Below are 24,271 nucleotides of genomic sequence, written 5' to 3'. Positions count from 1 at the left end.
CCTTCATCCATGTTGGCTACCCAGGATTTATAAAGGCCCACTTTGGGACGTTCTACGTTGTAAAGATCCACATCCGGTTGTTCTCCGATGCCGTAAAAATCCAAACCATGCTCCTGTGCTGCGTTTTCAACAGCCGATTCGGTATTATTACCATTTTCAATGATGATAGAACCAGCTTCATGCTCATTTCCGCTGCTGCTAAATGCTGATTTCGTCCAATACACCTGGTGCCCATCTGCCATCAATTGATTCGCCGCCTTGGCACTGGCATTGGGTTTATGCGAAAGAACATAACCGTAGCCGGCATTGCCGGAAATATCTCCGGGTTCTGGATTAATCTGCTCCGTAACCTCGCTTCCGCTAAAATCAAATTCTGTATCGATGCGATCGACTTCCACGCCCATCTGCATCGGCAGTGTCCAGCCGGCCAGATCGTAAGGAGGATCGGGCGGACCACCGGGATATTCGAGGAGGGTGGGATAATCCTGCGGCTCCATCATATCCAATACAAAAGGACGAAACGCCTGTCCTGCTTTCACCACATAGGAACCGGCCTCATATTGTTGGTCGCCGGCGGTAAATGCGTCTTCTGCACGGTGGATTTCAACTCCGCCCTGCTTAAGGATATTAACAAGCTCAACGGCTTCGCCCTCATCCCACTGTTCCGGCGGGATGACATAAGCAAAAGGATCACCAGAATTGCCTTCTTCAATACCATCGCGTCCCATGCTGTAAATATTGTAGAGGAACTGACTCTTTCGTTCTGCAGCCATATCCAGCACGGCCATAGATCCCGTCAACATATAGTCTACGGCATCCCGGAAATGCGACTCTCCTCCTTCCCAGGGATCGGGATAAAATATATCCGTTCCATCTGTGGGAATGCCGGCACCAATTTTATCGGGCATAGAGTCCGGCTCATAAAATCGCGGCGTTGGCGTGGCATGGGCCGTTTCCGTAAGAATCCCGATCTGATTATGGTAGTATGGTGTTGTACGTCCACCCCCATTCCAAAACATAGTATATGTGTTGTCAGAGACTACACCCGGCATGTCTTTGACTGCAAAACGCTGGGCCATGGCAGCTCCGACTTGGTTTACTCCTGTAGTTACACCCGGATGGATATTGGGATTTACCGGGTCGGAGAAGGGAGGTAGGAAAATACGCGCCCACGAGGGAGCGGTCTGGTGGTGATTATAGACAATTTGCGGATACCACTCGTTATATAGCACCTCATTCACATGATAAGTTTCGGGCATGTTGTTCATAAACCAATCCCGGTTGTTATCATGCCCTACGTAGTGGTGATACAGCCACGGCGGACTCGTGGTCTCAAAAGGAGTGTCCAGATTCTTGCGATACCAGTTGGTCACGATATCCAACCCGTCGGGATTCATCACCGGCATCAACAGCGTAATGACGTTATCCCGGATCTTCTTCATTTCGTCACTTTCTTCCGTTGCAATTCGGTAGGCCAGCTCTGATGTCATTTGCCCGTGAGCCAGCTCAGTGGAGTGCATCCCTCCATCGATCCAAACAATAGCTTTTCCGTCTTTGGAAAGTTGCTTTGCTTCTTCGTCACTGATGCGGGCACGGGACAGTTTCTCGCTGATGGTGCGATACTCTTCCAGCTGCCCCATATTTTCTTCACTGGAAATGAACAACAAAATCATGGGGCGCCCCAACACCGACTCTCCGATCGTTATTTTTTGGACCCGGTCGCTGGCCTGATCCAACTGATCGTAATACTCCAGCATTTGATCGTAGTCAGCAAGTTTATAATCTGCACCAACTTCGAAACCATATACATCCGAAGGTGCAGGCACCTGGCTGTAAGTTGTTGTGCCGATCATCATCAGAATTAGAAAGAATATTGCCGTTTTATAGATATCGGTTATCTGTTTAAGCATCGTATGCACGTTTAATTAGAGTTCGGGACGGCTGATAAACCACCGAAGCCGCCTATTATCGTTAAGTGTCATCCCCTTAATTCCCCTTCGAAGGGGGACTGGGGAGCAGTGCCAGTGATAATCTTTGGCTTATTAATCTACCTGTTTCACTTTCATAAACACTTTTTTAAACAAGTACTGAATATTAGCTCAAAGAAACCACAGAGTCTCATGGAGGATTTCGCTAGAGGATTAATTATCCTCTGATACCTCTGCGGTAAAAACATATTGGGAGATTAGGCTAAGCCTAACATTATTTATGGAGCCCAGCTTCAATTACCAAGAGCAGAAGTGCTCGCTGAATAGCAATATGACCATCTTTATTGAGCCACCACTCATCGAGCGAATGTCCGTTGGCTCCATCCCCTCCTCTTCCGATCGTCACAGCTGGTATCCCCTTGGATATCGGCGTATTTGAATCTGTGGAACTTCTGGCCAATGAGGGATCGGAATCAAAAAATTTGGCTGTTGACATTGCCCGTTGAACCAAAGGAGTTTCAGGATCAATTTCACCGGACGGGCGGTCGCCAATCATTTCAACGTCAACCGTTAGTTCGGGACCTTCGCGACGCATTTCATTCTCCTCATCCAAGGCCTTTTGAACAGTTTCCTGAAAAATTTCATCGATCTGCTCAAGTCTCTCATTGCTAATTGACCGCATATCCACCTCCATCCAGGCCTCATAGGGAATAGAGTTTACCGATGTACCACCATCTATCCGTCCCACATTATAACTGGTTCTGGGACCGTCTTGCGTAAAAGCATCCGCTTCCTGGCTAAAGTAATGCATCGCTTTACCCAAAGCATGAGCGGGATTCACCAATCCAAAACTGCCCCATGAATGGCCGCCCGGACCTTCGTATGTCACCCGGTAACGGTGCGATCCAAGAGCTTTATTCACGATACGTCCGACACTACCGCCATCAACGGCAACCCATGAATCGATGCCCGGACCATTGTCACTAAACAAATGTTTGACTCCGCGCAAATCCCCAAGCCCTTCTTCACCAACAGTACCGATAAACAGCAGATCGTCTTTTGTCTGAATGTTTTCATGTTCCAGTGCACGTAAAACGTTGAGCACCACCATCAATCCGCGGGTGTCATCCCCAATTCCCGGGGCGTATAGTGTATCCCCCTTAGTCTTTACCGTCACATCAGTCCCTTCGGGAAATACCGTATCCAAATGGGCATCGAGAGCAACAGTCTGTTTCCCTTCTGCTCCCTTCCGCAAAGCTACCACATTTCCTTCTTCATCTATCCAAACCGAATCCGCGCCGGCATCCCGAAGCATGTCCGCATATTTTCGAGCCCTTTTATCTTCCTTAAAAGGTGGAGCGGGAATCTCTGTCAGCATGATGAGCTCTTCTGTTGTCTTCGGATCAATCTCTTCTATATAATCGAAAGCATTTTGTATAGAAGGATTATTTGCCAATTCACTTACCTCTTCACTGTATTTTTGCGAAATTTGCGCACCTTTATCCTGAGCGGATACAGAGAATGAAAATCCGAAAAGTAACAGTGAAAGAAATACTGCGATAACGGCGTCTGTTCTTTGATACATAATGGTGTGAATTTCGGAATTAATGTCTGGTCCATCAAATGGAACTATAAAGAATACATTTTTTGCGTCAAAAGCCACGTGGTTCCCCATCGTGTCGCGGATCAGAAACCCCGATAAGCTGCCCATTTTCATTTGAAATCAGATACAAACGAGCATATCCCTGTGATAAAGCCTCAATATAATAATCCATATCACGGACCTTTTTAAGTACCTCAGGTTCAAATCCTATCTCTATCTCAATTTCCGGATCGTCATAATCCGGAAAAATTCTAGGCATATTTACCGCATCTAAAGGATCAAGTCCATATTCAAGGATATAAAGTGTATTTTGCAGAATAGCAGTTGGTATTCTTCCACCACCCGGGGCCCCGATTACCAACCGTACCTCATTATTCTCATCAAGAATTATTGTTGGCGAAATGGTTGAAGCACGAATTCTGTAAGGATGACTTGACTCCCATTCTTCCTCATCTTCCAAACTGGAAAAATCAAAGCCGGAATTATTCAGGATAAAACCGTTAACCCAGGCCCCGGAACCAAATACATGACTTAAAGTAGTGGATAACGAAACTGCATTTCCTTCAGGATCAACGACCGAGATGTGCGTGGTTTCACCGCCGAACTCTGACTCCTCTTTTGCTTCCTTTTCAACAAGAGCAAGCTTTTGTGTTATATCCTTACTCCGGAGATCATTCTTGCCCGATATTACTCGTCCACCGCTATTAATTGTAGCATTGCTTTTTGAAATATCTTTTTGGGGTTTACCGTATTCAATTTCTGCCACAGCTTTGCCAGTACCAACCAACTTGCGACGTTTCTCGATATATTCCTCCGCCATTAAATCCTCGACGGGCACGTCTTTCCAGTTAGGATCAGAGATATATTCTCGTCGATCGGCATTTGAAAGCCGCATGGTTGATGTAATAATATCAAAGGCTTCTGCAGACTCGGTAGGTAATCCAATCTGTTTAAGGTCAAAGCTCTCCAAAATCTTCAGAGCCTGGATGATATAAACGCCGGTTTGCGGAAGAGGAGCAGAAAGCACCTGGTAATCTTTATAGGAATCTCTTAGCGGTGTTTTATCCCACTGCGGCTCATATTCTGCAAAATCTTTAACAGTAGCAGGGTTACCGGCTTTATTAAGCACTTCCACAATATCTTCAGCATTTTCTCCTTCATAAAAAGCCGAGGCTCCATTATCTGAAATGGATTGAAGGGTAGCAGCCAGTTCCGGTTGCCTTAGTATTTCTCCGACATCAAGCGGTTCTCCCTCTGGGTAAAATGTTTTTTTAGCACCTTCATAGCGAGTTAATTTTTCCTCATTATCACGAATAAACTGTGCCAGCGTCAGATAAACCGGGAAACCATCAGTAGCATATGTTATTGCCGGTTTCATAACCTCTTCGCGACTCATCGTACCATGGCGCTCCAGCGCCTGCAGCAGACCGTCCACCGTACCGGGGATGCCAGTGGATAACAAGTTAAACTCATCTTCTTCGTATTGATCGTAGTTTATGTCTTTGTAGGTTTCGGCTTTTTTAGCAGTATAGAAATCTACATAATCTGCTTTCTCACTTTTTTGATTCCAGACAAGCATACTACCACCGCCCCCAATCCCCGACATATTCGGCTCTACCACATTAAGCGCAAAGGCAGTGGCGACCGCCGCATCAACGGCGTTACCACCTTGCTGTAACATCTGCAAACCAGCTTTGCTGGCTAATGGATGAGCTGAGCTCACCATAGCTTCATCAGCTACTAATCTTTTACTACCATCGGATTTATAAGTTGAGCGGTCATTGTCCAGAGGCTGGCATCCAACAAATGCAATAAACAAGAGTAGTGTGATACTACCGAAAAACTTATTCTGATCTAATACTTTTTGCGTGCTGTATGACATGATTTCTATGTTCAATAATGGTTTCTTCTTTTCAAGCCAAGTTATAGATACCGGATCTGTAATCCGGTATCTATTTATTAATCTGTGAAGTGAATTATCCTATTCATCCTCATATTTTTCTATAATCTTGTTAGCCACGGGAATCTCTTCTTGCAGATCTCTTAAATACTCATCGAGTTTGGCCGCAAGGTGCTGCCTGCGCTGCCGGTGAGTACCAGTCGGAGGATGCAGCGAACGCTGGCTGACACCACTCTGAATAAATTCACCGGCTAAATCGTAAATATCATCTCTTAAGCCGGAATAACGCGATTCGGCGCCTAATTTATCTGCCAGTGAATCAACTGATGCAACCCGATCTTCTAAATCCTGAGGTACCTCACCCTTACTTTCCAGTGTATCACGAAGTTTATGAAGCTTCTCTTGAAGCTCGGCTGCTTGCTCTGCAGCATCCCAGATCTCTTTCTGCATATCGGCAACTTTCAACAGGAAATCCTCCCGCTCATGCCATTGCTTGTCATCAAGCGGCATCTCCGGATCCCCTTCTACAGTAACCGTTTGGGTATGTGAGTTATCACCGGCTTTCAGTGTCACCTTGTATACTCCCGGCGAAACAAAAGGACCTTTGGTATCGGTTGATCGGGGAAGTTCAGGCAGAATATTTTCCGACATTATAACATCTTCTTCCTCCTCTTCTTCATCTTTTTCTTCCTCATCTTTTTCTTCCTCTTCCTCCTGCTTCTCTTCTTCCTCTTCATCATCCTCTTCTACAGGAGGGGGATCATGTCTCAGGTCCCAATTAAGCCTATGAATTGCTCCGCCTTCTACAGCACCTTTCAGAGTTCGAACAAGCTTACCGGAACTATTTCTTATTTCGATATCGACTGAATCAGTCTCTTCACCCAGATAATAACTTATTATTGCACCCTGTGGTGGATTATCTCCAAAGAATGCTTCCTGTCCGCGGTACGAAGTCGATTTCCAATACTGCATTATCTGCGCCGGCTGCATGGAAAACAGATGAGCTTCTTTATTTCTTATATCCTCCGACCACTCAACCAGCGGGGTCAGATCATCAAGAATCCATATGCTGCGTCCATGCGTACCAACAACAAGATCGTCTTCGCGGGGATGAATTTGCAGATCATCATAAAGTGTCGTTGGCAGATTTTCCCCGAATTGCTGCCATTGATTACCCGCATCATTAGAAATATACAAATGATGCTCAGTTCCCAGGAAAAGAAGCTGGGGATTATCAGGATGTTCCCGGATAACATTCACCGATCCGGTGCTGGGCAATCCATCGGTGATCTTTGTCCATGATTCACCAAAATCAGTGCTCTTGTATACATAGGGAGCGAAATCCCCGTCGCGATGAGCATCGAGCGTAGCATAAACAGTTCCATCGTCAGTCACAGATGCCTCAACCCTGCTTACATAGGTTCCATACCGAACACCATCCATATTTTCAGCTACTTCCGTCCAGTTTTCACCACCATCTTTAGTTACCTGGATATTACCATCATCAGTGCCTACCCATATCACATCGGGATCTACCGGGGAAGCCGAAATTGTGACAATTTCCGCATAAGAAGAAGTACCATCATGCTTTGACAGCATATCTTCGGTTCCTTCCACTCCCATCAGGCTCAGAGAATCCCGGCTGATTCCTCTGCTCAAATCTTTCGTGCGCTTCCATGAGACTCCCTGATCTTCGGAAATAAAAAGACGGTTTCCACCAAAATAGACCGTCGTCGGATCGTGAGGTGAAAGTTCTATGGGCGTTACCCAGTCAAAACGATACTCCTCATCTTCATCTTCCGGATAAGGGCGAAGATCCAGCAGATCTCCTGTTTCGGGATCCAGACGAGTCATACCACCGTTCTGCGAATTACTGTATACATAACGATAGTTGGTTGGATCCGGCCGGTGATACATTCCGTCGCCAAATCCTACCTGGGACCAGTCGTCATCGATAATACCCATATACCGTCGGTTGGCATTGGCGGCCATCCATGAGTGATTATCTTGCATTCCTCCATAGATATAGTAGGGATCACGCATATCCAGCCCGATGGCGTAGAACTGTCCTATCGGTATGTTATTAATTTTGTTATAGGTTTCGCCCCGATCCCAGCTCTCATGCATGCCGGCATCACCCGCCAGGTAAAAATGTTTGGGATTATTCGGATTGATCCACAGAGTGTGGTGATCGCTGTGGACACCAACATCATAAGTTGGACGAGTAGGCATCTGGCGGAAAGTTTTACCACCGTTTTCGCTCATATAAAACTCTGTAGCTAATACATAAACTCGCTCTGCATCCGTCGGATCTACAAAAATATGACTGTAATACATGGGACGCGGATTCAACTCATTAACACGCTCCCACGTTTTTCCGGCATCTTTGGTCCGATAGGTTCCTGATGAATCAGCGTGTTCTATAGTTGCATATAATCTATTCGGATCAGTTTCTGCAATACTAAGACCAATACGCCCCTTGTCATCCGAAGGTATACCCTCTGTCAGCTCATTCCAGTTCTCACCACCATCAGTGGTTTTATAGATACCACTGCCGGGACCTCCGCCGTTAAATCCCCACGTGCGTCGCAAGCGCTGGTAAGCTGCGGCATATAATGTATTGGGATCCTCAGGATCCATAACCAAGTCTACAACCCCGGTGTGATCATCGATATATAAAACCTTTTCCCAGCTTTCACCGCCATCGGTCGTTTTATATACCCCTCGTTCTTCCGTTCCTTTCCATAAATTGCCCAGTGCTGCCACATATGCTATATCCGGATTCTCAGGATGAACTTTAACGCGACCGATATGTCGTGTTGCTTCTAACCCCAGGTGGGTCCAGCTTTCCCCGGCATCCGTGGATCGATATACTCCATTCCCCCATGAAGTACTTTGGCGGTTATTCTGTTCACCTGTACCGGCCCAGATAATGTCAGAATTTGAGGGTGCGATATCCAGATCACCAAAAGTACTCACCGGTTTGTCATCAAAAATAGGCTCCCAGGTGGTACCCTTGTTAATGGTCTTCCATATACCGCCCGAAGCCGTTGCCGCATAAACCGTGGATGGATCATTTTCCAGAGCTTCTACATCGTGAATTCTTCCACCAGTAACAGCAGGACCAACATTACGGAACTCCAGATTCTGGTAAAGTTCCGGAACCTTTGACGTTTCCTGTCCCAATACTGTTGAAGTACCCCCAAAAGGATTGGAAAAAATGAATATACCAATGCAACTAATAGCCAGAAAATACCTTACAAAGTTTGTAGAATTCATGGAGAGCAAATTTAACTAATGAGGATTTTTAAAACAGATACTAATTTTTGCAGACAATTAAAAAAATACAGCTGCGCCTGAATGCACAGCTGTATTTATTAAAACCAAGCTTTTAAAAACCTTCTTTTCAACCGGCTGAAGTTGCGGTTGGGTTATACGGGTCCGCCGGACGGCCAAACCAGTAGCCCAACGGATATTCGAAACGACTGTTAGTTACTTATTACTCCGTGTAAGGTATTTCACACTGTACATTGTCGTTAGCATCACATTCGCTGTCTGAAATCGGCAGATAAGAAGCACGTCGTGTTACGCCTTCATAGACTACTGATCCCCTATCCAGAAAGTAATGATTCCAACGCCTCAGGTCATGCAGTCGGCGACCTTCCAACCATAACGTCAGGTACCGTTCTTGATCGAGGATATCCCATGCATCACTGCGGTCTTCTCCTCCAAGCTCTCCGATTTCGGAAGCTGAAGTATCTTGTAAGCCGTAAAAGTTACGCACCTCATTTATCTTATCCATGGCTGTCGATAAGTCATTATCCAGAAGAGCAGCTTCTGCTTCAATCAGTCGCATTTCCGTACCTCTGACGACAGCCATGTCTGAACCAAGTTCAGGCAGCTTTTCCTGGCGAAGCATTGTCGTAACTCCATCTGCAGCAACTTCTGCACTACAATCTTCCGGCGTAGCAGAACAATCGGTGATAGGCACTCTCGGATCATTGGGATTTCGGGATGCAGCCAGCGTATTAAAAGCTGAAGCCTCATAACGATTATGAGTTTCATTTCGATACTCATTGGATTCCCGACCGGAATTGTTCGAGTATTTAGCTTCATAAACAAAGTCGGTCGGCACCTCAGCTGCATTTTGAACTGCTTCTGACCAGTTTCCGAGCCCTAAATGAACTTGTGCCAATCCACCATGTGCGGCGGTCACAAAATCATCTTCACCGGCGGCCTGTGACTGTTGCAGAGCATCTTCAAAATGGCCAACAGCTCGCTGAAAAGTAGTGCTTGCCGGTTGAGCTTCTCCTCCATCAATAACATCACGATTAAAATTTTCCGCAATCATGCGGTTGGAAAAGCCTGCAAAAAGATAAGCCCTGGCTGTCAGCGGGTTACCCTCAAAATCATCACCAAGCACTTCTTGCATACGTTCCAATCCGTTTTCTGCAACGAATCGTGCTTGCTGAACGCCCTCCCAGTAAAAGCCGGAATCTTCGGGATCAATTTTTCCGTGGCGCAACTGACTAGTCAAATAATAACTGCCACTGGCGGCAAGTTCATCAGACAAACGAGCCCCGGTAAATCCGAGGTCATCATAGATGTAAGAAAAATCTGCTGACATTCCTGTTACCAGGGTTTCCATCCCTTCAACTGTGTTCAGGTCCTTTTCCTGAATTCTTCCGGGGTTTGTTACCCCAAAATCACATCCTGATACTAGCAGCGTAGTGACGACAAAGAATACAAGTACGACACCTGTCTTATTACTTTTCGAAAATCTATTAAGAAGTTTCATAATACTGGAGTTCTTCAATGTTATTTTTTTAAAAAAATGTGGACTCATAATTCAGCTAATTTAAAATCCTACATTAAGCTTCATAATGAAGGTTCGGAGCGGAGGAATGTTGTAGTATTCCTGTCGATAGTCCACAAAGTCACGGGCACCATCTTCAAAAGCTTCCGGATCCAAACCAGGATAATCTGTAAATGTCCACAGATTCTTGCCTTGAGCTTTCAGAGTGGCATTCCTGATACTTCCTGGCAACCAACTGTCAGGTAAACGATAAGAAACAGAGGCAGAACGAATCTTGAAAAAGTCGGCAGCCTTTGTCCACATGCCATACGTCGTTTCACTGGGATGGCATAAAGCCCGTTCTTCGGCCGTCAGGTTCGAAGTATTGCCTGCATCAATCTGATCCTGAATATCTGTACATGTTGGCCATGCTCCTCTGCGTACATTCTGATAAGCTGTACCCGAAGATAATACGTGGCCGCCCTGACCTTCTCCCAAGATATCGACTGTAAGCCGGTCTTTGAACGATATACTAGTATTTATGCCATAAGTATGGGTAGGATAAGAAGGGCCAATGTATTGGTCTTCGAATTCAGGTGCCTCACCCACGGCATCGGGATTAGTTACACGATCGTGAAAGTAACTGGGTACTGAATAACCAGTACGAAGTTCTTGTCGCCAACTAACATAAATTCTGTCGACATCTCCAAGATCTAAAGCCTCGCTTTTATTTGTGGAATATTGCCCACCTAATGACCATTGAACCGGACCACCCCGAACAACTTCAACATCTAATTTAGCTTCAATGCCCTTACTTTCAAGCTTTCCAACGTTTTCAAGCTGCGAGTTAACAAATCCTGTTGAGGGCGCAGGTTGTACCGGTACGAGAGCATCTTTGGTAAGTTGACGGTAATAGGTAAACTCGGCGAAGAATCGATCATCGATAAAAGAACTTTCAAATCCAGCCTCAAATTCTCCCGTTCTTTCAGGCCCCAAATCCGGATTACCTAAATTTTGAGGCGTCACAGCCGGCTCTCCTTCGTCTCCTGAAACAGAACTCCAGGTACGGAGTGCTGCAAAAGCATCGGGAGCTCTACCTGATTCACCATAGGCGGCCCGAAGTTTCATCGTATTCCAAAATTTAGGCCAAAAATCATAATCAGAAGGAATAAATGAACCCGAAATCTTCGGATACATCGCCAATCCGAAGTCATCGCCAAACGTACTGTGTCCGTCAACGCGCAGACCCCCTGTTATAAATAAACGGTCATTATATCCGATTTTCTGCTGGGCAAAAAATCCACCACTAACAGTGCTGATCCGATTCTCAAAAGCCTCTGTCCTGGCTCCTGAATCAACCAGCTTATCACCGGGGCCTCCAAATTCTTCGCCAAAAGCGTTAAGAGCTATAACGCTCTTATCATACATTTGAGTCCCCCAAGAAGTACTGGAAGAGAATATATCATTAAGATCAATTTCATAGGACCCTGTATAATCCAGCGTCCGGTTAACCATTTTATAGTAATCAGCCTCACGATCACCCTTTGGATCATAGAAAAACCCGAATGGTCGCTCCTCTGTATAATCCTGTTCACTATAGTCTATACCTACAGTAACTTTGTGCAGCATATTTTCCGTGGGCGTCCAGTTGGTAGTCACACCCGAAGTAAAGTGATTGGAACGAGTAAGCAAGTCCATATTAAACACGAGGCTGTTATTGTTATCCGGTGTATACCCGGCATCACCTCTAAGTGTATTCAGTAAAAATCCTTCAGCATTATTTCCATCAGGAGTCCACCGGGTCTTTTTATAGGTATAGCTGGTATTAAATTTAATATTAAGACTGCTTGTTGGACGAAATCCAAAATTGGCACGCATTCCGTAATTATCACTTCCCTGGGGACCGAATACGCCATCTTCAGAGGCCAGTTTACCAGAAACATAATAGGAAAGATCCTCCCCTCCGCCTCTCACGGATAGATCGTATCGCTGAAGATGACCATTCTTGTGATAGCTGCCACTCTCAGGGCATCCAGGGTCAATACCTTCACAATCCCATAGTCCTAATCCTGTAGGGTCCTCATCGGGTCCCAACTTAGGCATATTGTTAAATCCTTGTGATACAGATACATCCCAACGTGCATCTCCTTCGGCACCCTGCTTGGTGAAAATCTGGATAACACCGCCGGAAGCTTCTGTTCCATAAATAGTCGTAGCAGCAGCACCTTTAATAATTTCCACTCTAGCAATGTCATTCGGATTGAGATCATCAAACGGTGCAGCCGCCTGATTTACTTCGGGATCACTTCTAAAAGCTCCACTGGCAACACGCACTCCATCGATATATATGAGTGGCTGATTTCCCTGAGAAAAGGAGTTTCCGCCACGAAGCCGGATTGTACTTGCCGCACCTACCTGGCCGGAATTATCCATAATAGTAGCACCTGCCGTACGCCCTTGCAATACATCTCCAAAATCGGACACGGTAGCTGACTCAATTTCTTTACTTCCTACCTGTTCAAGGCTATTTCCAAGTTCCTTTCGCCGGGTTTGTCCTCCTGTACCAGTCACTACGACCTCATCCATCTCCAAAGAGGTTGTCCCAAGCTGTAGATTTACTGTCACTGCTTCTCCAGAAACAACGTCCACATTTTTTCTTACAACTTGATACCCAATAAAACGGGCTTCAATTACTTGGCTACCCGCCGGTACATTTCTAATTACAAAGTCACCATCCGCATTCGTTGATGCTCCAAAATTTGTTCCCTGTACAATTACATTTACACCGGGCAGCGGTTCTCCCGAACCTTTTTCTGCTACCGTTCCTTCTACTATTCCCTGCCCCAGAGCAGTCATGGTACCAAAGAGCACCATAGACATTCCAAGGAGTATTGTATGTAACATTTTATTCATAACCATCCACCTTTGCTATTATTAATTAGAAAGCATTTAGCTTATCCCATATATTTCCATCCCTGATCTTATAACTCTTCTCTCCAAAAGGAGATCAGCTGTTATTTTCAGGATGTCTAAAGAAAAAAGAGACTTGGAGGAATTTTTAAGAATTTGGAATAAGAAAAATTTAGATTGCTGATCCTACTTTATCTTGTCCTTCCAAAGCCGCTCCAAGATACACCTAGTATTTTTACAACAACTGTGCCATATTTATTATAGATTCTTAATAAATCTAAAGACGGGTGGAAGACGTCTCAGATGTGCGGATATATCACACACCTGGTAGAGATTAGCACAGTTTTGTTTAGGATATAACTACTTATAATAAATCAGAAGTGGATCATTAAATTTATGGCATTGTTTATGCATTTTTAGTAATTCACTAAAAATCATTTTCTCCCTTGCACAATATGGCTTATGAGATTTTTTGACAATAAAAAGCTCCTTTTCTTATCCATATTCATCATTTTGTTTGTCCTGACTATATCTTTTTACCTCTACAGAGGAGTTTTAAAGTCTGCAGATGAAATTATAGAAGACAATAAAAACATTACCCAAACGGCCGTTAAAAAACTTATTACCAGGAGTGAAAAAGATATCGGCCCAATTTGGAAAAAATATCTGGAAGGAAAAAATAAAATCACAAAACGTGATGAGCGGCTAGCAGATTCGCTATTGTCGATAGATGTTAAGGAAGTACTTCGTAATTTTCATCGGCTGGAGGGAGGGTTTTATTTTTATGATCTTGATGAATTTATCGGCTACAGCTTTCCAACAATAGAAGATCCGAAACCTGCTTTTGGTCCACCTCCACGATCGTATAATATTATACGAGAGCAGGCAAGATCAACAATCCAAAAAGATACTCTGCTAACAGAACTTCATAAATTTGACCCTGCCATTTTTCCTCTATCTACTCAGCCGATATATGTTAATGGCGAACTTATAGGAGCTGCCTGGGCAAGAATTCACATAGAACGGAAACTGGCAACTTCTCAAAATATTCAAAGTGGTACATTCTTTTTGACTATAGGAGGCATTTTACTTGTACTTTTTATTTCTGTACTGATTGTTTGGACGCTTCGAAAAAGGATACGGGAAATTAAAGAAGGACTTTCAAAGATGAAGAATGATCCTTCACACCGGCTAAAAGAATACCGCGGAGCTTTTGGCGTAATAAGCAAGGCTATTAATGAGATGACCGATGCACAACAAAAAGAGCAAGTAAAAAGGGAAAAATTAGAACGGGAACTATTTCAAAAAGAAAAAATGGCAACCCTCGGTAATTTAATTGCCGGTACTGCTCATGAAATAAATACTCCCATCTCCATTATTAAAACGCGTATTCAAATTTGGGAAAGGAAGCTTAGGAAATCGAATTCAAATTCTGATTCCATCACTGATGAATCGTTGAAAATTGTCCACAATGAAATTGATAGAGTTTCAAAGTTAATAAAACGACTACTTTTATTTTCGAAACCACTCCATAATGAACAGCAGGCAACTGATATTCATAAATTGCTGGAAAAAAAGTTTGAATGGATACGAGAAGCTTACTCAACACATAACATATCCTTCCAAAAAAATTGGGATACTAGTCTTCCACTAGTCTATGTAGACCAGGAGTCGATTCAACAGGTATTTACAAATATTTTGAAAAATGCCGTGGAAGCCTCACCGGAGACATGTCAAATAATAGTCTCTACTAACTTTTTAGAAGATCAGAAACTGGCTAAAATCCGAATAAGAGATTTTGGTTCTGGTATGTCGGATAAAATTAAGCCTAAAATTTTCGATCCATTTTTCTCAACAAAAAATAATGGTTCGGGTTTAGGTCTTTCAATATGTAATGAGATCATAAAAGCCCATAATGGTTCTATTCATTTTGAAAAACCAAAGGAAAACAATTCTGTTGTAGATTTTTGGGATCAAAACACAAATATTAAGAGTATTCAAAAATCTCTGGGCACGGCTTGTGTTATCACCTTACCCATATCCTGATATAAATAAATAATGGATTCTAATCACATTCTCGTAGCTGACGACGAACCCTCAATGCGGCTCAATATAATTGAGTTACTTGAGGATGAAGGATACTCTATCCTGCAGGCCTCAAATGGATCTGAAGCCATTCAGTTGGCTTTAGAACATAATCCTTTGGTAGTTTTAATGGATATTAAGATGCCAGAGCTATCGGGCTTACAAGCATTAAAAACGATTAAAAAGGAAGCTTCGCAAATACCCGTTATTGTGTTTACGGCGTTTGGAACAAATGAAAAACCCATAGAGGCCATGAAAACCGGGGCTTTCGACTATATTGAAAAGCCTTTTGATATAGATGACTTTTTATCTGCAGTAAATTCAGCAATTGAACAACGCCAGAAAACAAAAAGTATCAAAAACAAATCATCTTGTATTAAACAATCGGATTGGCCTGACATTGAACAACATATCGTCGGTACCAGCAAGAAAATGCAGGAAATCCTGAAGATGATTGGTAAAGTCGCCCCCAAAGATACTACCGTTCTGTTGGAGGGAGAAAGCGGTACGGGCAAAGAAGTGATCGCAGATGCGATCCACCGTCATTCCAAAAGATCCAATGAACCATTTATTAAAGTTAATTGCGGTGCACTGCCAGATTCCCTACTTGAAAGTGAGCTTTTTGGCCATGAAGAGGGTGCTTTTACCGGGGCTCATCAACAACGTTTGGGGCGTTTTGAGCTCGCCAATGGTGGTACCATTTTTCTTGATGAAGTCAATGCTCTTTCCTCCGCAACACAAATCAAACTCCTTCGGGTTCTACAGAACTTTACTTTTGAACGTGTTGGTGGCCAAAAGACGATTAAGACAGATGCACGCGTGATCGCAGCTACCAACAAAAATTTAAAACAAGAGGTCAAAAACGGCAACTTCCGGGAAGATCTCTATTATCGGCTGAATGTGCTTAACATATTATTACCCCCCTTGCGTGAACGCTTGGATGATATTGAACCGCTTGTTAAATACTTTTTGAAAAAATATTCACCGAATAGAGAAATTATCGTTTCCAAAGAAGCATTGGAGTATCTTAAATCTTACCATTGGCCCGGAAATGTCCGTGAACTTGAAAACACCGTGGAACGCGCTACTGTACTAATGAAGGGAGATGTCCTCCAAAAACAAGATCTTTCTATATCTTTAAAAACTGATCTCTCTAATATCTATGAATCCCATACGGAAGAAGGCAATATTCCAATGCAAAAAATTGTGCAGTCTGTAGAAAAAGATTTAATACTCAAAGGACTTCATCGCACAAATTGGAATAAATCAAAAGCCGCTGAGCTCTTGGGAATAAATCGTCGCCTTCTTTATTCTAAGATTGATCAATACGATCTCGAGAAAGATCCATCCTGATATTCAGGATACTCTTCATATCTGCACAGACTGGAGCCGACTCGGCTTATCAACAAATTCCGATTATGTAACTCATCAGTTAATAATTCAATCTTCCGTAATTGGTCTAGCGGGGAGTGGAGCGCCTTATAATGTTCGGGAGCGGAGCATCCTCACAACCATAGTACTCTCTCACAACTTATCATTTTTAAATAGTTTTAAGAGAGCTCTGCTCCCGCTGAACTACGATGTTAATAAAGCTATTGCACGAGAAAAATAGATCAAGAGATGGACTAAAAAAAGAAGGAGCTTTAATTAACATGGTAAATCCGGAGTGGAAAGATGTTTATGAGGAAGCAATACGCTAAAAGTCTTAAACAAATAAAAAGCAGTGTCATGCTGAGCGAAGCTCCGAAAACTTTCGGAGCGGAGTCGAACGTATCTTCCTGAAAAAGTCCACGTAGGATCTAAAGGTTATCTTTCACACACTGTAAATAATTTCCGGGAGATCTTTCGACTTTGTTCGTACCTCACTCTTCTCAGGATTGTAGATGTCAACGTTGGTTATCTGGTTCAGCATAAAATCCGACAAGGACAAATCACCCAATTACCTAATAACCTAATCACCAGATCCACCTGAAAAACCATAGTTTTATAATTATAACAGACTACCGCTTTTCACTCATCGTTTTTTTCTAGATATTTAGTCCAATCAATAATAGATCAAAACCATATCACATGATCATTCCAATAGCCAGCGATCACGCAGGATTCGAGGCCAAAGAAAAGGTCAAGAAAATACTCGAAGAGCTCGGTCATATGCCCGTCGATTTCGGCACGCATTCCGATGATTCCGTAGATTATGCTGATTATGCGGTGCAGGTAGCAGAAAAAGTTGACGATGGCGAACATGAGAAAGGAATTCTGATCTGCGGCAGCGGACAGGGTATGTGCATGACGGCCAATAAGTTTAAAAATGTTCGCGCCGCCCTTGTTTATGACGACGACTCTGCGCGTCTGTCCCGAGAACATAATGATGCCAATGTCCTGTGCTTGCCAGGACGTCAATTAAGCGACAAAGAGCTGAAAAAGTTTGTCCGGTCATGGCTTGAAACCAACTTTGACGGCGGGCGTCACGAACGGCGTATCAATAAGATTCGCGATCTAACCGATAAAAAGTAAATTCAACTTCCACTATTTATGAAATCACTTTCTGAACAAGATTCCTCTATATTTGAACTATTAGAAGAAGAAAAGGAACGTCAGAACAATAATTTAGAACTCATCGCCTCGGAAAACTTTGCTTCCCGTGCCGTTATTGAAGCCATGGGTTCTACGCCAACCAATAAGTACGCCGAGGGTCTGCCCGGCAAGCGTTATTACGGAGGATGTGAAGTGGTGGACAAGATAGAGGAGCTGGCCCGTGAACGAGCCAAAGAACTTTTCGGAGCCGAATGGGTAAATGTACAGCCACATTCTGGTGCCCAGGCCAATGCCGCTGTCTATCTAACTTTTATGGAACCCGGCGAAACACTGCTGGGACTTGATCTTTCCCATGGCGGACATCTGACGCACGGATCGCCGGTTAATTTTTCAGGGATTCTCTACGAATCCGAATTCTATGGGGTGGATAAAGAAACTGGGCGTATCGACCTTGATGAGGTTCGAAAAAAAGCGAAAGAAGTACAGCCCAAGCTGATCTCAATTGGCGCATCGGCCTATCCTCGGGATTTAGACTATACAGCTTTCCGCGAAATTGCAGATGAAGTAGACGCCTACTTATGGATGGATATGGCACATACCGCGGGACTTATTGCTGCGGACTTACTAAATGATCCTCTTCCCCACTGTCATGTTGTTACTACAACAACACACAAAACGCTGCGGGGGCCGCGTGGCGGAATGATCCTGCTCGGCAAAGATGGTAAAAACACGCTTGGTGTTGAAGCTCGAAAATCCGGACGCACAAAACAGTGGAGCGAAGTACTTGATTCAGGGGTATTTCCCGGAACCCAGGGCGGCCCCTTGATGCATGTGATTGCATCAAAAGCTGTATCATTTAAAGAAGCCTTGCAAGATGACTTTGCAGACTATCAAAAACAGGTACAGAAAAATGCCAAAGCGATGGGTGAAGAGTTTTTGAGAAGAGATTACGATCTTGTGAGCGGCGGCACCGATAATCACCTGATTCTCATCGATTTGAGAAATAAAAATCTAACCGGGAAAAAAGCTGAGGGAGCACTCGAAAAAGCCAATATTACCTTAAATAAAAATATGGTCCCCTTTGACAACGAAAGCCCGTTTGTAACCTCCGGTATCCGTATCGGATCACCGGCCATGACTACCCGGGGGTTCGGTACTGATGAATTTAAGTATATTGCCAAACTTATAGATCGGGTCCTGCAAGCCCCCGAAGATGAGTCTGAAATTGAAGCCGTCAAACATGAAGTAGAAAACCTGTGCGAAGAATTTCCACTTTATGACTTCGTAACTGCATAGCAACTACGATTTTGATGAGGATTCTTTCGATTGGTCTTCGACCTCTTTGGGTTCGGAATCGTCCCTGGCATTCTTAAACTCTTTAATGCCCTGACCTATTCCACGAGCCAATTCAGGTATCTTTTTGGCTCCAAACAACAAAATCAAAATTGCTACAATAATAAATATTTCTGGTGCACCAAATGTCATAATCAGGAGTTTTAGATTATTTTGAAGTCAACTTACCATCTTAACAATAACTTTCGAAAAAATAGTCGATATAAGCACTAACTCCACAAAATAATTTGTATTTTATACGGATTTTATTCTCCATTATAATTTAACCAGCTAAATCAGATTTCGATTGTGGGTAAACGCGAAATTATGACTGAAGATCCACCAAAGGCCCAAATGTCTGAGGATCGTACAGCCAACATGTCTTTTCTGGATCATCTGGAAGAGCTTCGGTGGCGTATTATCAAAGGGCTTGGCGGCGTGGCTTTTGGGATGGTCATTGCTTATTTCATCGGCGACTTCCTTGTTGATGATGTGATGCTGGGCCCTACCAAATCTGATTTCATTGTTTATCAGATGCTGGGCATTGAGGCCATTGATCTGACAATCCAGAGTCGAAAGCTTCCCGGACAGTTTTTTACCTACTGGGGAACAATTATTGTTTTCGGAGCTATTCTGGGGTCACCAGTATTCTTCTACCAGATGTGGGCCTTTGTTGAGCCAGCTATGGAAACATCCGAAAAATGGAAAACAGTTGCACACACAACCTTTATCACCTTCTTTTTCTTGCTGGGTATTGCATTCGGTTATTTCGTGCTCGTTCCCTTTGCCTTGCAATTTTTCAGTCAGTTTCAAATCTCCGATGCTATTCATAACGACTTTGATATCAACGAATATTTCAGTTCATTAACGATGTGGGTGATCTCTTGCGGTGTAATCTTTCAACTGCCGGTTATGAGTTATTTTCTTTCGAAGTTCGGACTACTCACTCCCGAGTTCCTTAAGCAATACCGGCGTCACGCAATTATTACTTGTTTTATTATATCAGCATTTTTGACTCCGCCCGATCCCGTTTCCCAAATATTAATAGCTATTCCGTTGATTCTGTTATTCCAGCTGTCTGTATGGATTAGTAGACTTGGAGTTCGCAAACGCAACAAAGAGCTAGCAAAAGCGTTTGGTGATAAGTAAGACAGATGAAACAAAAGAATGAATTCAGCTTTCCTGATCATCTTAAATACATTAACTTTGGAACTTGTTTGCAAAATTGAGTAACTGATCTTGAGTAGCGTAAACAGATCCGTGATAATCACAACGAAGTTCAACGATACGAACCATCAATGAAATTCTCTTCAAAATCCTTCTTAATACAATTAACTCTCGTACTTGCAGCCCTTCTACTCCTACAATCTTGCGGTGACGGCCCCACCCGAACTTCAAGAGAACTAGATTTCTCTACTGTACCTGATCCGTATGATCTGTCTGAAGCTGATACTTCGTTTACAAAAGAAGGAGGCGTTGAAATATATACAATTGAAGAAGGAATTTGTCCTGGTGTTGATGAAGAAGAGAATGAACATTTTTGTGAAGTTGTTTCTCGGGATCAAATTACGCTATATCTCACAGGACGTACCTCGGAAGGAGAAATCTTCAGAAGCACTTATGCAAACGGTAACAAACAACCTGCACTCATCAGAAATCTCACACCTGTAAGAAATGCAGACGCCTCTCCACAAATTGAGGGTTTACGTCGTGGCTTATTGGGGATGAAAGAAGGTGAAAAAAGAGTCATCATTGTCCCGCCCGAGCTTGGCTATGATGGTTCGCAACCGCAACCCAGAGGAATCAATATAGATTTGCGTAATAAAGAACTGCGCTACGATGTTGAGCTAGAAAGTATCGGGCAGTAACAGAATCAGTAGTAAATAGATCTGTAGGAATACACTACTCTCTTAACAATTTAATCCCATCAGACCTCCTGATGGATTAAGGGATTTGTTATCAGTCGGGAGTAGAGCTTCCTCCCACCTTTGCAGATCACTCCTTATGATATTTCCGTGGTATCCTGGGGTTGATACTGGTCAAAATCTCATAGGGTATCGTATCGATCTTTCGGGCCCAGTCTCCGGCCGTACTTCCAGAATGTAGCAGTTGAACCTCTTCGCCCGCTACATATCGATCTTTACTTAAAAAAATCATGCTGTAATTCATCGTAATTGTCCCCACAGCCTGATAATCTTTCGAATCTATTCTCACAGATAGATTACCCGACAAACCGCGTTTTAATCCGTCGTCATAACCTATCGGAACAATACCGATGAATCCATCTTCAGAGGCTTGCCAGCGAGCACCATAACTTATCGTCTGCCCTGCTTTGATGGGTTTTACTTGCACTAAATGCGTTTTCCATGACAACACGGGGTCAATACCTTTAATAACAGTTTTACCCGGCGGATATCCATATATGCCGATACCCAGACGAACCATATCATACTGCGTGCCTTTATAAAAAGCCGTTCCACCTGTATTTGAGATGTGGGCAATAAGATCATCGGGGAAATGAGCGCGAATTTTCTTGAATCGCTCATGCTGTCGCTCCACCTGATCAGAACCGGGATTATCAGCCGTTGCAAAGTGGGAATATATTCCTTTACACTCCATATCTTTATTTTCTTCAACTAAAGCTAGTACCCGCTCTACCTGTGAGGCATTAAAACCGAGTCTCCCCATACCCGTATCAAAATTAAGATGGTAAACCGTTCCTTGCGGAAGTAGCTCAAAATGCTCTTCGGCACTCACTGTTGCCGTGAGATCGTGCATCTTGTATTTTGAGGCCAATAATTGTTGCGGTGGCTCAAACACTAAAATAGGATTATCAATCCCAGCTTCACGCAGCTCAATACCTTCATGAATATCATTGACAGCAAAAGCATCGACCTGTGATTCCAGCGAAGAAGCCACTTCTACAGCCCCATGTCCATAAGCATCAGCTTTTACAACCGCCATTACATGAGTTTTGTTATCTAAAAACTCTTTCAGGGATTCGACATTTTTTTGGAGCTGTACGAGATTAATATCTATTGTAGCGTTAGATTTTTGGATCATAAATTGTATCTGAATATTATACCACGATTTCTAATTCTCTTCTAATGATATTGGCTGTATTACACGGTTGGGTGCTTAAATTCTTGTTGGGTAATTATGGAGAATGGAATATCATTTCGTTAATCAAATGTCTTAGGCTAATCTTGCCGTCCCGTATTTCATTTATCTTTGGTCAAATAACAGCCACCCGCCAGTTCATTATTGACCGAACCTATGGTTATCGCAACTTGTTTAGCCATTGTTTATAAGATACACTTTTAATAACATACTGTCGGATTTTACGTAATCAATTTCCCATCCAATTTTTAATTCTGAAATTCTCAATTTAGGTGTATATGAATTTTTTTAAAACTTTAATTGCTGCTACGCTGGGCACTTTTCTGGCTTTAATACTAATTTTCTTTATTGGTTTTATTACTGTTGTCAGTACTTCCCAAGAGCCGGAACCCTATATCAGAAGTAACTCTGTCCTTAAAGTGTCGTTAAGCGGCTCACTTCCTAGTCAGCCCCCGACAAATCCATTTGATGAGCTCCTAAATCCGGAAATCAATAATAAGGCGTCGCTGCAAACATTAAAAGAAAATCTGGATAAAGCGATTACTCATGATAACATTCGCGGCGTCTTGCTCGAGATTGATATCCTAACAGAACAATGGGCAAATCTGGAGGAAGCACACCGCCTGATCAGCGCTTTCCGCGACAGTTCTGATAAATTTGTTTACGCCACCACCAACGATCTCGGCTATAATGAAAAAGGCTATTATCTTGCAACAGCAGCTGATTCAGTTTTTTCACCACCAGAATCCTTTTTTGAGTTTGACGGTTTTTTCAGTCAGGTAATGTTTCTTGATGGTATGTTCGAAAAGCTAGGACTGGAGCCTGAAGTCATCCGTCACGGAAAGTACAAGGGAGCTGTAGAACCCTATTATCGCAAAGAATTATCCGAAGAAAATGAGTATCAGATCAGTCAGCTCCTCGAGCAAGCTAATAGTACGTTCTCAGATGCCGTTAGCAGGAAAACCGGACTCTCTGTCAACGAAATAAATTCTTTGCTGAGTCAACCAAACCTGACTTCGCATTTCGGCTATGAAGCGGGACTTGTTGACTCGCTTATCTACGCTGATGAACTTGAAAACCATATCAAGCAACGCATTGGAGTGGATGAAAGTAGTTCTTTGGAAACAGTCTCCAATGCAAGGTATGCCAAAGTATCCAAGTCTTCGGCCGGAGTCAGTACCCCTTCTACTTCGGATAAAATTGCGGTCATCTATGCCAACGGCCCGATTATGCCCGAAGACGGATCACAACTGCAAGATCAGAATGTTATTACCAGCGACTTTATTGAAGAACAGCTTGATAAAATCCGCAACGATGACAATGTGAAAGCAGTAGTACTGCGGATTAATAGTCCGGGCGGTTCTGGCAGTACTTCGGATGTAATCTGGCGAATGATTCAGGAAGCAAAGAACGATAAACCTGTTATTGCTTCGATGGGCGGTGTAGCAGCTTCTGGCGGATACTACATTGCCATGGGCGCCGACACAATTGTGGCCGAACCCAATACGATAACGGGATCGATTGGAGTCTTTGCCACTAAATTTAGCGGTAAACAGTTGTTTAATGAAAAACTAGGTATCACCTTCGACGAAGTAAAAACCCATGAGCATGCCGACTGGCTGATGCCTACACGCCAGTTTACACCATCCGAAGAGAAAGCAATTCAGCAATATATCGATACCTTTTACCAGACTTTCATCCAAAAAGTAGCCGACTCACGAAATATGGATGTCAATGATGTTAATGAACATGCACAAGGTCGCGTGTGGACAGGTGCAGATGCCCAGGAAGTAGGGCTAGTGGATGAAATGGGTGGCCTTGACAAAGCGCTGCAAATAGCCGCTGAAAAAGCTGATATCGAAACATATAATGTGGAACGATATCCCAAGTCAAAAACAATTTATGAAATGTTAATGGGCTCTGCTTCGATGCAGGCTAAAGCTTGGTTCGGCGATAGTTGGTTTTCAAATTCTACTACCGAAAAAGTGCAACGACAATTGAACTATCTGAATAATCGTGATGTATTAACATTATTCCCTTACGATATCCAAATTCAATAATTG

The 24,271-nt window shown here is 43.3% G+C and carries 15 protein-coding genes; 7 read left to right on the top strand and 8 right to left on the bottom strand.

Annotated elements, in window-relative coordinates:
* From ACT3ID_RS13345 to ACT3ID_RS13320, 6 genes are all read right to left on the bottom strand, one after another.
* On the bottom strand, nucleotides 1-1,910 hold a 1,910-nt coding region (locus ACT3ID_RS13345), incomplete at its 3' end, for a M14 family metallopeptidase (RefSeq protein WP_491542543.1).
* A 292-nt stretch (nucleotides 1,911-2,202) separates the two neighbouring features.
* Entirely contained in the window at nucleotides 2,203-3,513 is a 1,311-nt protein-coding gene (locus tag ACT3ID_RS13340; RefSeq protein ID WP_491542549.1) for a M20/M25/M40 family metallo-hydrolase, read from the bottom strand.
* A 67-nt stretch (nucleotides 3,514-3,580) separates the two neighbouring features.
* Entirely contained in the window at nucleotides 3,581-5,413 is a 1,833-nt protein-coding gene (gene ggt, locus ACT3ID_RS13335) for a gamma-glutamyltransferase (protein WP_491542542.1), read from the bottom strand.
* A gap of 99 nt (nucleotides 5,414-5,512) precedes the next feature.
* A complete protein-coding gene (locus ACT3ID_RS13330) occupies nucleotides 5,513-8,710 on the bottom strand; it encodes a VPS10 domain-containing protein (RefSeq protein ID WP_491542541.1) in 3,198 nt (1,065 codons plus the stop codon).
* A 220-nt stretch (nucleotides 8,711-8,930) separates the two neighbouring features.
* Nucleotides 8,931-10,229 carry a RagB/SusD family nutrient uptake outer membrane protein gene (locus ACT3ID_RS13325; protein ID WP_491542540.1) on the bottom strand — a complete coding sequence of 433 codons (1,299 nt, stop codon included), beginning with the start codon at nucleotides 10,227-10,229 and terminating at the stop codon, nucleotides 8,931-8,933.
* Nucleotides 10,230-10,289: 60 nt separating this feature from the next.
* Nucleotides 10,290-13,139 carry a TonB-dependent receptor domain-containing protein gene (locus ACT3ID_RS13320; protein WP_491542539.1) on the bottom strand — a complete coding sequence of 950 codons (2,850 nt, stop codon included), beginning with the start codon at nucleotides 13,137-13,139 and terminating at the stop codon, nucleotides 10,290-10,292.
* Nucleotides 13,140-13,598: 459 nt separating this feature from the next.
* Between ACT3ID_RS13320 and ACT3ID_RS13315 the strand changes: the two genes are divergently transcribed.
* From ACT3ID_RS13315 to glyA, 4 genes are all read left to right on the top strand, one after another.
* Nucleotides 13,599-15,182, top strand: coding sequence for an ATP-binding protein (locus ACT3ID_RS13315; protein ID WP_491542538.1), 1,584 nt, complete (start codon nucleotides 13,599-13,601; stop codon nucleotides 15,180-15,182).
* A gap of 12 nt (nucleotides 15,183-15,194) precedes the next feature.
* Nucleotides 15,195-16,574, top strand: a complete 1,380-nt coding sequence (locus ACT3ID_RS13310; protein ID WP_491542537.1) for a sigma-54-dependent transcriptional regulator — start codon at nucleotides 15,195-15,197, stop codon at nucleotides 16,572-16,574.
* A 717-nt stretch (nucleotides 16,575-17,291) separates the two neighbouring features.
* On the top strand, nucleotides 17,292-17,735 hold the full coding sequence (gene rpiB, locus ACT3ID_RS13305; protein WP_491542536.1) for a ribose 5-phosphate isomerase B: 444 nt from the start codon (nucleotides 17,292-17,294) through the stop codon (nucleotides 17,733-17,735).
* A gap of 18 nt (nucleotides 17,736-17,753) precedes the next feature.
* A complete protein-coding gene (glyA, locus tag ACT3ID_RS13300; protein ID WP_491542535.1) occupies nucleotides 17,754-19,052 on the top strand; it encodes a serine hydroxymethyltransferase in 1,299 nt (432 codons plus the stop codon).
* A gap of 3 nt (nucleotides 19,053-19,055) precedes the next feature.
* Here glyA and tatA read toward each other — a convergent pair whose 3' ends face one another.
* A complete protein-coding gene (gene tatA / locus ACT3ID_RS13295; RefSeq protein WP_491542534.1) occupies nucleotides 19,056-19,241 on the bottom strand; it encodes a twin-arginine translocase TatA/TatE family subunit in 186 nt (61 codons plus the stop codon).
* A 156-nt stretch (nucleotides 19,242-19,397) separates the two neighbouring features.
* Between tatA and tatC the strand changes: the two genes are divergently transcribed.
* Together tatC and ACT3ID_RS13285 are read left to right on the top strand one after the other, a co-directional pair.
* Nucleotides 19,398-20,237: a twin-arginine translocase subunit TatC gene (gene tatC, locus ACT3ID_RS13290; RefSeq protein WP_491542533.1), complete on the top strand. Its 840-nt coding sequence runs from the start codon at nucleotides 19,398-19,400 to the stop codon at nucleotides 20,235-20,237.
* Nucleotides 20,238-20,386: 149 nt separating this feature from the next.
* Nucleotides 20,387-20,956: an FKBP-type peptidyl-prolyl cis-trans isomerase gene (locus tag ACT3ID_RS13285; protein WP_491542532.1), complete on the top strand. Its 570-nt coding sequence runs from the start codon at nucleotides 20,387-20,389 to the stop codon at nucleotides 20,954-20,956.
* 127 nt (nucleotides 20,957-21,083) lie between these two features.
* Here the strand turns inward: ACT3ID_RS13285 and alr are convergent, their stop codons facing one another.
* Complete coding sequence (gene alr, locus ACT3ID_RS13280; RefSeq protein ID WP_491542531.1) at nucleotides 21,084-22,151, bottom strand: alanine racemase; 1,068 nt, start codon at nucleotides 22,149-22,151, stop codon at nucleotides 21,084-21,086.
* A gap of 335 nt (nucleotides 22,152-22,486) precedes the next feature.
* Here alr and sppA point away from each other — a divergent pair, with 335 nt between their 5' ends.
* The gene (sppA, locus tag ACT3ID_RS13275; protein WP_491542530.1) at nucleotides 22,487-24,268 is read left to right on the top strand and encodes a signal peptide peptidase SppA; all 1,782 of its coding nucleotides are present in this window, start codon (nucleotides 22,487-22,489) and stop codon (nucleotides 24,266-24,268) included.
* Nucleotides 24,269-24,271 lie beyond the last annotated feature (3 nt).

The sequence above is a fragment of the Fodinibius sp. GM108 genome, assembly GCF_058386985.1.
This window is presented reverse-complemented; position numbering and strand designations above follow the sequence as displayed.